Below are 12382 nucleotides of genomic sequence, written 5' to 3'. Positions count from 1 at the left end.
TTCTCGCCGCCAACCGGGCGCTCCATCCCGGCGCGACCGGCAATCGTCCGCCCCGCCGCCCGACGAAATCAATTGCAATCAGGGCCAATTCGGCTACCAGCGCGGCCCGGTTGCGAGTAGTGTCTACGTGCCCGCATTCCGGCCTCGCCGGGCCCGCCCGGCGCTCACCACACAACGCTGAACACTGAACACTGGAGATCTGCGATGAAACGTTCGAAGTTCCTGCTGTCGGGCCTGCTGCTCGCGTCGGCCCTCGGCTTCACGGCCGTCGCCGCGCACGCGGACGACCTGCTCGATTCGGTGAAGAAGGCCGGCGTGCTGCGCGTCGGCCTCGAAGGCACGTATCCGCCGTTCAACTCGCGCGGCACGTCGGGCCAGCTCGAAGGTTTCGACGTCGACGTCGCGAACGCGGTCGCCGGCAAGCTCGGCGTGAAAACGCAGTTCATCCCGACCGAATGGAGCGGCATCATCGCGGGCCTGCAGGCCGGCAAGTTCGACGTGATCGTCAACCAGGTCACGATCACGCCGCAGCGCAAGGAAGTGCTCGACTTCAGCCAGCCGTACACGTACTCGGCCGCGCAACTGATCCAGCGCAAGGACGACACGCGCAACTTCAAGTCGCTCGACGATTTCAAGGGCAAGAAGCTCGGCGTGACGCTCGGCACCAACTATGACCAGATGGCGCGCACCGTGCCGGGCATCGAGGTGCAGACGTATCCGGGCGCGCCGGAGAAACTGCGCGACCTCGCCGCGGGCCGGATCGAGGCGACGCTCGACGATCGCCTGATGCTGCCGTACATGATCAAGACGTCGAACCTGCCACTGCGCGCGGGCGCGGTGCTGAACGGCGGCAAGCAGGAAATGGCGATCCCGTTCCGCAAGGGCAATCCGAAGTTCGAGAAGGCGGTCAACGACGCGCTGGATTCGCTGCGCAAGGACGGCACGCTGAAGAAGATCTCGATGCACTGGTTCGGCAGCGACGTGACGGTGCCGGTCGCGCAGTAAGCGGCCCGGCGTTTCAACGCGTCACGCCCTTCGCCTCGATGAAGGCGTGACGCTTTCCCTCAAGCCGCTTCGTCGAAGCGCGCAAGCAGCATCTGGCCGATCGGCGTCAACGCGGGACGCGCGGCCACCGCGTTCATGCGCACCTGCGTATCGTCGACCAGCCGCTTCTCGACCAGCACCGCGAAGGCCTGATTCGATTGATCGACGCTGTCCGGCGCGCGCGCAATGCGCAGCAGCATCGAGAATTCATGCGGGCTCAGCATGGTCCGTGTCTCCTGATCGTCCGCGATCCGGTTCAAATCGGCGTCGATCGTGTTTTCGAATGAAATGGCGCGATGCATGACCGCTGCCGCGGCGGGAGCGAGATCCCGGTTGCCCCGCCTGCGACGCGGGCACGTCGTCGCGAGCGGGTTGCGCACGTCCCGGATCCGGCGATGCCGCCGCAACGGGGAACTTCCCACCTTATGGACATATCGTGACGTGTCCGTGACAGCAAAACGGGGGCGCAACGGCGCGTGACATATGTGCCGATCGCGCTGTTGCGTATTCGTATAAGGGACCGCACGAGACACTGCCTGACTTTCTTGCGGATACATGGATGCTCAGGCAGATGTGACGACATTCGCTTGCGGCCAGTGCACGCGGATTACGTTCTGACAGATATTGGACGCCGCGTTGGCAAACCGCGCCGCATCCAACACAATCGCGCGAACACGTTGCGCTTGGTCGCATTACATCGAGCCGACACGACGTTCCCCGACAGACCCGCCATGAAACCAATGAAAACACTGAGTGGAATCGCAACATGCGTGGTTGCAGCGCTCGTGAGCGGCTGCGTCGCCACCCCGAATCTCATCGGCGAGAACACCGCGGGCATCGCGCCAGTAAAAGCGGACGCGATCCTGATCGTGGTGGACGGGAAAATGTTCGACGCGCCGGCATTCGCAGCGAAGGTCGCGCGTATCTCGCCGGCCTGGGCGAAGGCATCCAGGAGGCACTGGCTGGTGTGCCGACAAAAGTCGTCGAACTGGACATCATGAAGTTCGTGAATCCGGTACCGTCGGCGCTGCGAGCCATGCGGCCGAGTCACACGATCCGCCTGTTCACGGAGTCCGACATGCTGCGTTACGGTACACCCATCAGCGCGACGTGGCAGATGGAGGTATCGAACGTGACGACGGCGCCCGTTCCGGCAACCAGCGACAAGCCTGCCGGTACCCGCTACACGATCAAGCCGATCTATAAGGCGCGCGCCGATGGGGAGACGTGTCTCGATTCGGACAGTCTCGCGAAGAAATGCGGCACGGCGATGGGGAAGATGTTCGGCGATGCGTTGCGCGCTGCGCATGTGATGCGAATCGGTGTGGGGACGTAAGCATAGCGACTCCGTTCATCCCTTGATTCATCACGCCGCCCAGTGCGGCGTTTTATCGACACTTCTATACCGAATGGCCAATTTGCTCCCTGAGCGAGTGAAGCGTTCGATATTGAAGACTACCGAGCCTTGATTCTCCTCTTCGATAATTCCCGGAGAGATTGTTAGAGATCCTGCCGGAATCAATGTGCTTCTTCGGTTGCCACTTCGAAGCTCACCCGATCCGGTCATGGAGACCAATCGACCTTGCTTGCCGTGGATGGACGTGATCGATGCGCACTCTGAGCTGTTCGGATTCGAACCCGGCGGGCACGTGTACCTCTCGATCAATCACGTCAACAGACAGATTTCCATCAGGCCGGATTACGGAGACCCTCTTGTCAGGGGGCGTGTGAAGGAACCCTTCCGGCAAATCGGATACCAGTACGAACTGCCGGGGATGTCGCTGACGGGCTGATTGACTGCGTCGCGAGTTGCGTTCCGATATCACCCAAGGTCAACCGATTGCGTGTATCCGCACTGCCCGGGAGGAACCGTGTCGTGGTACGCCTCGAGGCCGCAAAGTAGTCTTCCGGGTACACGGCCGCCACGCCACAAATGACAAAGGGCTAGGAGACATAATCTCCTAGCCCTTCGTTCAATATGGTGCCGGCTGCAGGACTCGAACCCGCCACCTGATGATTACAAATCAGAATGTGCACCCAAAGGGTGTTGCGCTTCGAACCCCTGTCCATCAAAGGTTCTCCCGCTGCGGTGTTGCCTTGCGTTCATGCAGGTGTTGCGTTTGCCGCGTAAAACTTGGTGCCGCGTGTCTGACTCGAACAGACGACCTACCGCTTACCTTACCACTACGGCTTTCGCCGCCAAATGTTTGTGGTCTGGACTATCCCTTAGCCATGGCTGACGCTTTAGGCTCCCCCCGTCTAGTCTCTACACCTTCTTGCCGACGGCAAGCTTGGCTCGGGATTGGCATAGCCCTGACGGGCCTTAGCTTTCCCCGAGTTTGAGGGGTTCTACTCCCATCGTTTCCGATGAGGCACTCGTATCTTCAAGGCGGTTGCTCTACCAACTGAGCTAACGCGGCACAATCTCACATTATAGCGCAATTGTTTTAAACTTCGGGCACCCAGATGGAAACCACGTCAATCGCCGCGTCGTCACGCAACTGCCCACTACGTGCCTGCGCCCAGTCGCGCGGCAGGTTCGACGGTGCTATGGCCGAGGTGGGCAAATACCCCAGCCATCGTGGCCGACAACTCGGCTCCATAAACACGAGCCACCAGACGCGCGCAAGCATCTCGACAACTGTTCTCGTCCAGCGCGAAGCTATCTGCTAGGCAGAAGAGCTCGCCATGCTTCTCTGCACGCAGAGACGACTCCAACTCTTCCCGAGTCGTATGGATATCAGTGCCGAACTCACTACAAATGGTACTCAGCCCGACGTCAGTTAGTAGTTGTTCGACCATCCATCGCTCAGGCCACGTATCCCCGGGAAGGAAAAAGAGGCTGCTTTCGAACCATTCCTTAGCCGTATCAACATCTGTGACTGCCTCCAGCGCATTCGCAAATACCTTTGCGTGCGCCGCCAAGCGCTTGGATTGGTCTCCGTCCAGAATTGCCAGTACGTTTGATGTCCGCCCTTCTTTGTAGCGCGCTGCCATTTGACGCACCACGGCACCTGCCGAGCCGATGGGACGTATCGTCACGCGCTTTCGCGCCGACACCGGTAGCGCTGCCGTCACCAATGCTGCAGCTACGTCATCCTCGACAAAAATGTCCAGCTCGAGGCCATTCACGCCACTCAATTTTCCGGCTGCGAAAAGAGCTGAGATAGCCGGAATGACGACCGTCTGATTCTCATTGCTCTCGACGTATAATCTGCCCTCTGGCGGCAAAGCATCAAGAATTGTTGGCGAATGCGTTGTGCAAATAATTTGCATCTTTCTATCAAAGCAAAGCTGCTTTAAGTGTTCAATGAGGCGCTTTTGTGCTTGCTCGTGCAAACCAAGCTCCAATTCGTCGATGAGGACAAGCGGACTTCCCGGACAAGCATATAAATAGGACAACAGGTCAAAGAGCGCATTCTCACCTGCCCCCATATTGAAACCGGAATACGTCCCCATCCGACGCCGAACCACCGGCAGACGATGCTTCAAGGCGCGCTTCAATTGAAAATCGTCGTAGGAAACCCCGAGGATTTTCCCGACGGCTGCCCTTACCTCATCCTCCCATCCACCGCGCTCAATGACTCGAAACGTCGCCCGATGCCCCACTGCACCGCTGCGCTCCGAATGGGGGACCACGCGGTTAATGCCAAAAAACATTACCTCTCGATGGACGCGACGATTATACTCCGTCCATTTTCCGCCTTTCTTTTTTTGCCGGACTTGGCGCCCCAATCCAATTCCGCCTGGCAAATGAGTAGCCTCCTTCCATTTATCATGACGAATGGAATACGCAATTGTGACACCCTCTGGCGTCAGTTCGTCGATTGATTGAACAAAAAAATCCGAAAATGTATAGTAATCATGCTTCCTCCCTGGGAAGCCAGGCAGGCTGGATTTTAAGTTATGGAAAGCACATGCCGCCATTGCAAGCATAGTCGACTTCCCAGAACCATTTTTCCCGGAAACAGCAGTGAGTGGATATCGAAATTCCACCGCGCATGGTTTGAGGCTACGAATACTCCCTTCTCGCAGCACTATTCTTATTAGACTTTGCCTAGAGTTGTCGGTAGTAAACCATTCCCGGTTCCTTACATCCAATCTTGAGTACTTGTAACTCATACTTCCCCGCAGATTCTGGTGAATCGAGTTCGCGCCATATCTCGACTATTTTTGGATGCACATCAACAACCCGGAAACGATAGTCGCGGCCCCTGAGCTTCCCATTGTTTTCTTGCATCTACGGCCCCGTGCCGGCGACCACCGTAGCTCGTCTGAGGTTCAGGCGGCGGTTCACAGCATAACAAGCTCGCATGGCGTTTAGGATTTCTCGCCCTAAAGACATCCGAGTACGAGACTGGTGACTTGCTCGCACTCGCCGACCGAGTCGCACCGCTAGCGCGCCAGCGGTGTAATGCGTCATACTATACACACCTTTGACCGAGGAGTAGCCGTGCAAGACAGCAAACGAATACCGGTCAGCTTTCGAGTGACGCCAGCGTTCAAGCGCGGCTTAGAGCTAGCGGCGCTGGCTGAGCGACGCTCCCAGACCAACATGATTGAGAAGCTGGTCTTTGATTATTGCAGGAGCAGAGGCATCGACGTCGACGTAGAGCCGACTCGGACCTTACATGTCTCCGAGACAAGGAAAATTTGAGCTTGGAGTACGAGAACCTTACCAAACAGGCGCTCATTGCCATTTTGAAGCGCCGCGACGCTCAAGCACGATACGGCTTGCATTGGGAGCGCACTGACATCGAAGCCGACAAGGCGCTGAACCGAGACTTTGTTGGTTTAGAATTCGACGCATCCCTTTCGTGTGGAGCAGAACCTCATCGTAACCTCATCATAGAAGGTGACAATTACGATGCGCTCCGACACCTTGCGACGACGCACGCGGGCGCGTTCCATCTCATCTACATCGACGTACCGTATAACACGGGCCGGCGCGATTTCGTCTATAACGACCACTATTTCGACACCACGAATAGATACCGCCATTCAACATGGCTCGAGTTTATGTACCAGCGACTTGCGCTTGCGAAGTCGTTGCTGCGAGAAGATGGAGCAATATTTATTTCCATCGATGATAACGAGCTCTTCAATCTTGGGTTGCTCATGAACCAAGTGTTTGGAGAGAGGCGGTTTGTCGCCAACTGTATTTGGCAAAAGCGCTATTCTCGTGAAAACCGAGAGGCCATAGGCGACGCACACGAGTATCTTCTCGTCTACGCGCCCAATCCGGATAAATTTAAGCAGCGTCGAGGACGCATTCCTCTCACAGAGGTTCAGGCGAAGGTCTATAAGAACCCTGAAAATCCGAACGAGACGGACCCGACTAAACGTTGGCGCGGCATCCCGATGACTGCGCAAGGATTTCGACCAAACCAAATGTACGCAATTACGGGCCCTACCGGGAAGGTACATACCCCTCCTGAGGGTCGGTGCTGGTCTATGATTGAGCCTGAATTTCTGAAGCTTAAGGAGCAGGGGCGAGTCTACTGGGGAAAGGACGGCAACGCACAGCCGAGCATCATCCGGTATCTCTCCGAGGTTGAGGGCGCGGTCCCATGGACGTGGTGGCCACACGAGGAGGTCGGCCATACAGACGAGGCGCGGAAGGAGATTCAAGCAATCTTTGGGACACAAACGGCCTTCGACACTCCCAAACCCGTGCGACTCATGGAGCGCGTGTTGCAAATTGGCGCCCCAGAGAAAGACGCAGTAATCCTCGACTTTTTTGCCGGCTCGGGCACCACAGCGCAAGCTGTGCTGAAGATGAATAAAGAAGACGGGGGCGCACGGCGATTCGTTCTCGTCTCGAGCCGAGAAGCAACCGACGAAGACCCGGACAAGAATCTTTGCCGCGACGTGTGTGCAAAACGAGTTCGTGATGTGATTGAAGGCTATCGGTCTACGCGCAATGGCGCAGTGCCGGGCCTCGGTGGAGAATTCGCATACCTACGCGCGAAGCCGGTCGCCATGCATCGACTGGAAGAGCACCTGACCGATGAGATGGTATGGAATTTCGCCCTAATGGCATGCGACCATCCAGTCACTGCACTGGATTTACCATTGGCCACCTCGGTGAATGGCAACCATCTAATCGCATATTGTGCGAACACCCGTCACTCAACGTTGGACAGACTCGTCGTCCAATTAAAGGGCTTCGACGGAAAGGTTGTCGTGTTGACGTGGGCTCCGCAAGCTGTGGTAAGCGCTTTGGGTGACCTTGCCGACCAGATAAGTATCGTGGCCATACCTGGCGACTTGCGACGAATTTTCAAGCAAGGAAACGCACGTGTAACCGAACTCAGAGAAGAACTAGAGGTGTCGGAATGAGCCGAATCAGCCCAATGTCGTTTCAGAAGCAACATATTGAGGCGTTGCTTAGCAGGTTCCGCGCATTGAAGTCTCGCTACGATGCGCTCGGCAAAGATGCATCTGAGGTCGAGCTGAACAGGCTTCGTCGTGCGGACGCGTGCGTATTGCTTCAAGCCCCGACCGGGATTGGCAAAACGCTCATTGCTTGCGAACTGCTCAGCCGATTCTCAGCCGAAGAAAGAGTCTTGTGGATTTGGTTTGCTCCTTTCGCTGGTGTCATCGACCAAGCTAAGACTGCGTTGACCAGCCAAGCACCGAATCTTACCCAACTTGATATCGAATCAGGCCGGCGCGCGGAGAATCTGTTGCCCGGCGCCACTTTTGTACTGACGTGGCAAACGGTGGCCGCTCGAAGCAAGGATTCTCGTCTGGCGCGACAGAGTGGTGAGGCCGGGCTAGCCATCGACGACCTTCTTGTGCAGGCTCGTCACGAAAATTTTCGAATCGGCGTCGTTGTCGACGAAGCTCATCACGGATTTGTTCGGGCGTCGGAAGCCAGTAAATTTTTTGCGAATGTAGTCCAACCCGACTTCGTGCTAATGATGACCGCAACGCCGCGTGATGCGGACGCGGAGAAATTCTCTCAGCAAACGGGTTACCGCATCGGCGGTCCTTCCGAATGGGCATCCATCACTCGCAAGGAAGGTGTTGATGCTCAATTACTGAAACGGAGCGTCAAAGCGGCACGTTTCATCGCTAAGAATCATGACGATGCGCAGTTGCTGGCCTTCGAAGAAGTCGCGATGTCGGAATGCGCAACGATGCACCGACGAATCAAGGAGACATTGGCCAACATCGGGATAGCACTGACACCCCTCATGCTTGTTCAGGTACCCAACGGCGGACAAGCTCTACAAAAGGCGCGGGAATACCTAACTGGACCTCTGAAATTTTCTGAGGAAGCGGTTCGCGTGCATACAGCCGACGAGCCAGACCCCAGTCTGGCGGCACTGGCTGACGACCCTCAGGTCGAAGTTATCATCTTCAAGATGGCGATAGCGACCGGCTTTGATGCGCCTCGCGCCTTTACGCTGGCAGCGTTACGTGGAAATCGCGACACCGATTTCGGCATCCAAGTTGTGGGACGCATTATGCGTGTGCACAGACTGCTGCAAGGAAAGCTCGAGTCCGTTCCCGCCGTCCTAAACTACGGTTATGTGTTTCTTGCGAATAGTGAAGCTCAGGAAGGGTTAGTCGGCGCTGCGGCGAGAATCAATCAGATGCCTCAGCAACTCGCTTCGGCAAATCCATCGACTGTCGTCACGGTTCTTGCTGGCAGTGCGACCGTACAAGTAGTTCATCCGGGTGAATCACTGTCGCTCTTGCATGACGAGAGCAGCGTCACGCCCGAAGGCCTAGAACCTCCTGAAGATGAGGGCGTCGATGACGTGCCTTTGTCCGCACCGACGGCAATTCAAGCCGCGTTGTTTGAGACGTTGAATCCGGAAGGCCCCGATGTATCGCAAAAACTCGTGCACGGCTTTGCGGAAGCGTCTCCTCTAACGCGCGCGTTCGAGTTAGAAGCGCAATCGGGTGGCCAGCGATATTCGCTCAAGGAAGGCATGCCGTCGACTCTGGTGGCGGAGAAGTTACCAGCTGCTCCGGACGACGTGGAAGAGCGTCTCGTCGCACATATCGATTTCAGTAAGGTGCTAGGCGACCGATATAAAGTTCGGTCCCGCGTGACTGAACGGGTCGAAGACGTGTTTTCCAAAACGTCTCCGGAAGACCACGATGTTTGGGCCAACGTGTCTCCGGCCGCAATTGCAGACCGCGCGCGCCAAATCGCATTCGAGTTTGATGAACTCGACCGACGGGAACTGCTGCTTGCGCTGAAGGAGCGGTTCAAAAGCGCGCTGCAGGAAGAGGGGCACGAATTGCCGGACACGGAGGAGCAACTTACTCGACAACTGGAGTTGGTGCTTGTACGTAATGAAAGCTTGATTCGTCAAGCGTACAAGCGCGTACGCGCCGAAAATGTCGAAGCGACAATCGTGAAACTTCCATCTGCGATAGAAAGCCCCAGCCCTTTGCTGCCGGCGAAGCGCAACATCTATGGTGTTTTCCCGGACAGCCTGTCACCTCAGGAACGCGAATTCGCGGAGCACATCGACTCGGCGAAGGAGGTCGTATGGTGGCATCGCAACCCTGTCCATAGACCAGAGTCAGTCAGCTTATATCAATGGTCCGGCGGCGTCGGTTTCTTTCCTGACTTCGTAATTAGAATAGCTGGTCGCTCCGAAGGAGGCGGAATTGCTTTGCTGGAACTAAAGGGACCGCAACTTCAGCAGTACGACAGGGCTAAGGCAGCCGCACACCACATTACCTACGGCCGTGTCTTCATGGTCGGAAAGGAAGGACGCGACGGCGGATTCCGTCTTTGGCGATTGGTTGACGACCGCCTGGTTGATGACGGACCATTTGAGACTCACAGGTTGAGGTATTCGTAATCGATTGCGCCTGCCCCTAGAGTCGGGGCAGGCGAAACAGTGGCACACGTTCCAGCGAAGTAACGGGTACACAACCGCGACCTGTGTTTTTTTGTCGGCGCCGGAGCGCGCCCCTTTGATTTCTGCGGGCCAAAGTTTCTGCAGACGAGAGAGACGACACATGGAGCAAAAGAACAAAGGTCTCAAAGGCAGCGGCATGTTCACCCGACTCTGGAAAGACACCATCATCCTCGCGCTGCGAGATTTGCAGCGGCATAAGGTCGTCCAACTCTCTCAGAGTATTGACTGCGGGCAACAAACTCCGCTCTTGTCCGGTACGAGCCGAGGATATACTTCGGTCGAGCAACAATTAGATTGCTCAGATATGCAAATTTTTCTTAAAAACGGGAGAATTTATAAATGGCCGGAAACTATAAGGCACTGAAGGCGCAGCTCGACGCGCTCCAGGAGCGCACTGAAGCAGCGCGCATGGCAGAGCTTGAAGCAGTCATTGCGCAGGTTCGCGAGCTCGTCGCTGAGTACGGTATCACCGAAGACCAGATTTATGGTCGCAAGCGCGCCAAGAATGCGGCGAAGCCGGCAGTGGTTGCTGAACCGAAGTACCAGAACCCGAAGACTGGCGAGACGTGGTCGGGTCGCGGCCGCACACCGGCTTGGATTGCGAACGCAAAGGACCGCGCCAAGTTCCTCGTTGACGGAGCTTCGTCGAGCGCCGCGGCGACTGCTAAGGCGCCGGCAAAGGTGGCGAAGGCAGGAAACCAAGTGAAGGCCCCGCAACCGGCGCTTTATCGTGACCCCAAGTCGGGGGCTACATGGAGTGGTCGCGGCCGCGCGCCGGCTTGGCTCGCGAGTGTGAAAGACCGGTCGAAGTTTTTGATTGCCGACGAGAACGAAATGGCTACCGCGCCGAAGGCAAAGCCGGTCAAGCCCGCGGCTAAGAAAACCGCCGCGAAGAAGGTGGCAGCAACGAAGAAGACAGTTGCCAAGAAGGCGGTGGCTCGAAAAATTGCTCCGAATGGGAGTGCAGCCGCAAAGGCGCCCGTTGCCCGAAAAGCACGTGTGCCGAAGAGTTCCGCAGACTCTGCGGGTGCTGTCGATGCTGGTGTGGTCGAAGGAACGACTCAAGTCGCGAGCATGCCTGTCCAGACCTGAGTTGGTTGCAGTCCGGGCGCCGGATGACATTCCTCTCTGCCCGGCATTTGCCTCGGTTTATTCGCTTTCGACTTCCCGGAAATATACCCGGTCGACCGGCAGGAAGAAGCAACCGATACTGTGCTCCAGCAGGCGGAATCGCTGCCCACCGAGTGGGCGGGCGTCTGACTCGGTTCGTATGCAGGTGAGCGCTAGCTGTGTTGAATTGCAGCGTCGTGTTGTGCGATGAGCGCAGTGCCGTATCACGAACATTGCCTCGACATCGACCACATTCGCCCCGCGACGTGTATTTCGCGGGGCATGCGCACGTTCGGCATTCGTCTGCTGGGTCAATCCTTGCGTTCAAACTCCCAGAGCGCAGGCTGGGAGCGGTATGCACCTGACCGGTCTGGGGCGAACACCTCTGGCATACGCTCGCCCTGCTGCACCCGTACACCGGGCACGAGATGGCCTTGCGCTTTCCAGATGCCGGTTTCTGGGCAGGTCTGGCCTGTGCGCACAGTCTTTGCCCCGCTCTCTGCGACTGCCGGCGCTTTACTCGTCGATGCGTCGAAGTCGCGTGCGAAGTCGGCGAGGTCTTTCGGGTAGAGAAGATGGTCTCGGAATGAACCGTCATCAACCTTCAACAGGTAGACCGCGGCGGCGGCCTCTATCGCCCAGTAGCCGACATATGCCCCCTTGCCATTCTTCTGGGCCTCAAGATGGCCGTCGTGCCATGGCGCGGAGGTCATACCCGGATACCAAGCCTCAAGATATTCGATGATGTCGCTGATGCATTCATCTTTCGTCTCGCGATACAGGGAAAAAACGAGCGGACGGTAAGGAACATCGTGGAACCAGCTATCTACGTCGACGCGGCCCGCGAACTCATACGACAAGAGGTCTTCGTACAGCGTGTCCTGCCCTCGATAAGCTGGGTCAAACATGTCGACGATTCGGGGAAGCAGGTCACGTCGATGCATGAGATAGCAGCAACCAATCAGTTGCATGACGTTCTCATAATCTCCGATGACGCTAAAGGCCAACGGGGGTTGCTCTGCGTCCGCCTCATAAAGGCGCTTAGCTTTGGTGTATTGCTCGAACGAATCGACGACTGATTCGAGCTCGACGCGCAATAGCCCAATATCCGTGCCACCGGTGTACATCAGCAAGAAACGACGATAACGGTAAGATGAGAGGTACAGGGCAGTTGCCGCTTTGCGCTCACTTTCGGTTTCGCCAGTCGGGGCAATATTTTCCGACCAATATGTAACGTCGTCACTCAACGACTCCATCAACCACTTGAAGTAGTCTTCGCCCAGAAAACGCTGTCGCCGCTTCGAATCAAAATCGTCGCTCATGTCCACCCTCTC

General features: G+C 56.9%; 10 protein-coding genes. 7 read left to right on the top strand and 3 right to left on the bottom strand.

What is annotated here, in order from left to right:
• Window positions 1-204: 204 nt before the first annotated feature.
• Entirely contained in the window at window positions 205-1005 is an 801-nt protein-coding gene (locus tag CUJ89_RS02165) for a transporter substrate-binding domain-containing protein (RefSeq protein ID WP_114175844.1), read from the top strand.
• A 59-nt stretch (window positions 1006-1064) separates the two neighbouring features.
• Here CUJ89_RS02165 and CUJ89_RS02160 read toward each other — a convergent pair whose 3' ends face one another.
• The gene (locus CUJ89_RS02160; RefSeq protein ID WP_114178459.1) at window positions 1065-1268 is read right to left on the bottom strand and encodes a hypothetical protein; all 204 of its coding nucleotides are present in this window, start codon (window positions 1266-1268) and stop codon (window positions 1065-1067) included.
• A 542-nt stretch (window positions 1269-1810) separates the two neighbouring features.
• Here CUJ89_RS02160 and CUJ89_RS37575 point away from each other — a divergent pair.
• Both CUJ89_RS37575 and CUJ89_RS02150 read left to right on the top strand, forming a co-directional pair.
• Window positions 1811-2380 carry a hypothetical protein gene (locus CUJ89_RS37575; protein WP_152036575.1) on the top strand — a complete coding sequence of 190 codons (570 nt, stop codon included), beginning with the start codon at window positions 1811-1813 and terminating at the stop codon, window positions 2378-2380.
• Window positions 2381-2609: 229 nt separating this feature from the next.
• A complete protein-coding gene (locus CUJ89_RS02150; protein WP_114175840.1) occupies window positions 2610-2837 on the top strand; it encodes a hypothetical protein in 228 nt (75 codons plus the stop codon).
• 715 nt (window positions 2838-3552) lie between these two features.
• Here CUJ89_RS02150 and CUJ89_RS02145 read toward each other — a convergent pair.
• The gene (locus CUJ89_RS02145) at window positions 3553-5040 is read right to left on the bottom strand and encodes an ATP-dependent nuclease (protein WP_161556522.1); all 1488 of its coding nucleotides are present in this window, start codon (window positions 5038-5040) and stop codon (window positions 3553-3555) included.
• A gap of 663 nt (window positions 5041-5703) precedes the next feature.
• On the opposite strand from CUJ89_RS02145, the gene CUJ89_RS02135 reads away from it, so the two are divergent.
• The 4 genes from CUJ89_RS02135 to CUJ89_RS02125 all read left to right on the top strand — a co-directional run bounded on the left by CUJ89_RS02135 (window position 5704) and on the right by CUJ89_RS02125 (window position 11030).
• Window positions 5704-7386 (top strand): site-specific DNA-methyltransferase, encoded by a 1683-nt coding sequence (locus CUJ89_RS02135; protein WP_236654911.1) that lies wholly within the window; start codon window positions 5704-5706, stop codon window positions 7384-7386.
• Entirely contained in the window at window positions 7383-9878 is a 2496-nt protein-coding gene (locus tag CUJ89_RS02130) for a DEAD/DEAH box helicase (protein ID WP_114175832.1), read from the top strand. Before CUJ89_RS02135 ends, CUJ89_RS02130 begins: the two co-directional genes overlap by 4 nt.
• A 160-nt stretch (window positions 9879-10038) precedes the next feature.
• A complete protein-coding gene (locus tag CUJ89_RS37570; protein ID WP_152036574.1) occupies window positions 10039-10302 on the top strand; it encodes a hypothetical protein in 264 nt (87 codons plus the stop codon).
• Window positions 10278-11030 (top strand): H-NS family nucleoid-associated regulatory protein, encoded by a 753-nt coding sequence (locus tag CUJ89_RS02125; protein WP_114175830.1) that lies wholly within the window; start codon window positions 10278-10280, stop codon window positions 11028-11030. Before CUJ89_RS37570 ends, CUJ89_RS02125 begins: the two co-directional genes overlap by 25 nt.
• Window positions 11031-11359: 329 nt before the next feature.
• Here the strand turns inward: CUJ89_RS02125 and CUJ89_RS02120 are convergent, their stop codons facing one another.
• Window positions 11360-12370, bottom strand: a complete 1011-nt coding sequence (locus CUJ89_RS02120; RefSeq protein WP_114175828.1) for a PoNe immunity protein domain-containing protein — start codon at window positions 12368-12370, stop codon at window positions 11360-11362.
• Between the last annotated feature and the right edge of the window lie 12 nt (window positions 12371-12382).

Origin of the sequence: Burkholderia pyrrocinia (assembly GCF_003330765.1) — a bacterium.
Taxonomy (GTDB): domain Bacteria; phylum Pseudomonadota; class Gammaproteobacteria; order Burkholderiales; family Burkholderiaceae; genus Burkholderia; species Burkholderia pyrrocinia_B.
The sequence above is the reverse complement of the archived record's forward strand: the minus strand, read 5'-3'. Positions and strand labels throughout refer to the sequence as shown.

What these genes read in the sequence shown, in the direction of transcription:
- CUJ89_RS02165 (WP_114175844.1), top strand. Translation starts at nt 205, where the DNA reads ATGAAACGTTCGAAGTTCCTGCTGTCGGGCCTGCTGCTCGCGTCGGCC.
- CUJ89_RS02160 (WP_114178459.1), bottom strand. Translation starts at nt 1,268, where the DNA reads ATGCTGAGCCCGCATGAATTCTCGATGCTGCTGCGCATTGCGCGCGCG.
- CUJ89_RS37575 (WP_152036575.1), top strand. Translation starts at nt 1,811, where the DNA reads ATGCGTGGTTGCAGCGCTCGTGAGCGGCTGCGTCGCCACCCCGAATCT.
- CUJ89_RS02150 (WP_114175840.1), top strand. Translation starts at nt 2,610, where the DNA reads ATGGAGACCAATCGACCTTGCTTGCCGTGGATGGACGTGATCGATGCG.
- CUJ89_RS02130 (WP_114175832.1), top strand. Translation starts at nt 7,383, where the DNA reads ATGAGCCGAATCAGCCCAATGTCGTTTCAGAAGCAACATATTGAGGCG.
- CUJ89_RS37570 (WP_152036574.1), top strand. Translation starts at nt 10,039, where the DNA reads ATGGAGCAAAAGAACAAAGGTCTCAAAGGCAGCGGCATGTTCACCCGA.
- CUJ89_RS02125 (WP_114175830.1), top strand. Translation starts at nt 10,278, where the DNA reads ATGGCCGGAAACTATAAGGCACTGAAGGCGCAGCTCGACGCGCTCCAG.
- CUJ89_RS02120 (WP_114175828.1), bottom strand. Translation starts at nt 12,370, where the DNA reads ATGAGCGACGATTTTGATTCGAAGCGGCGACAGCGTTTTCTGGGCGAA.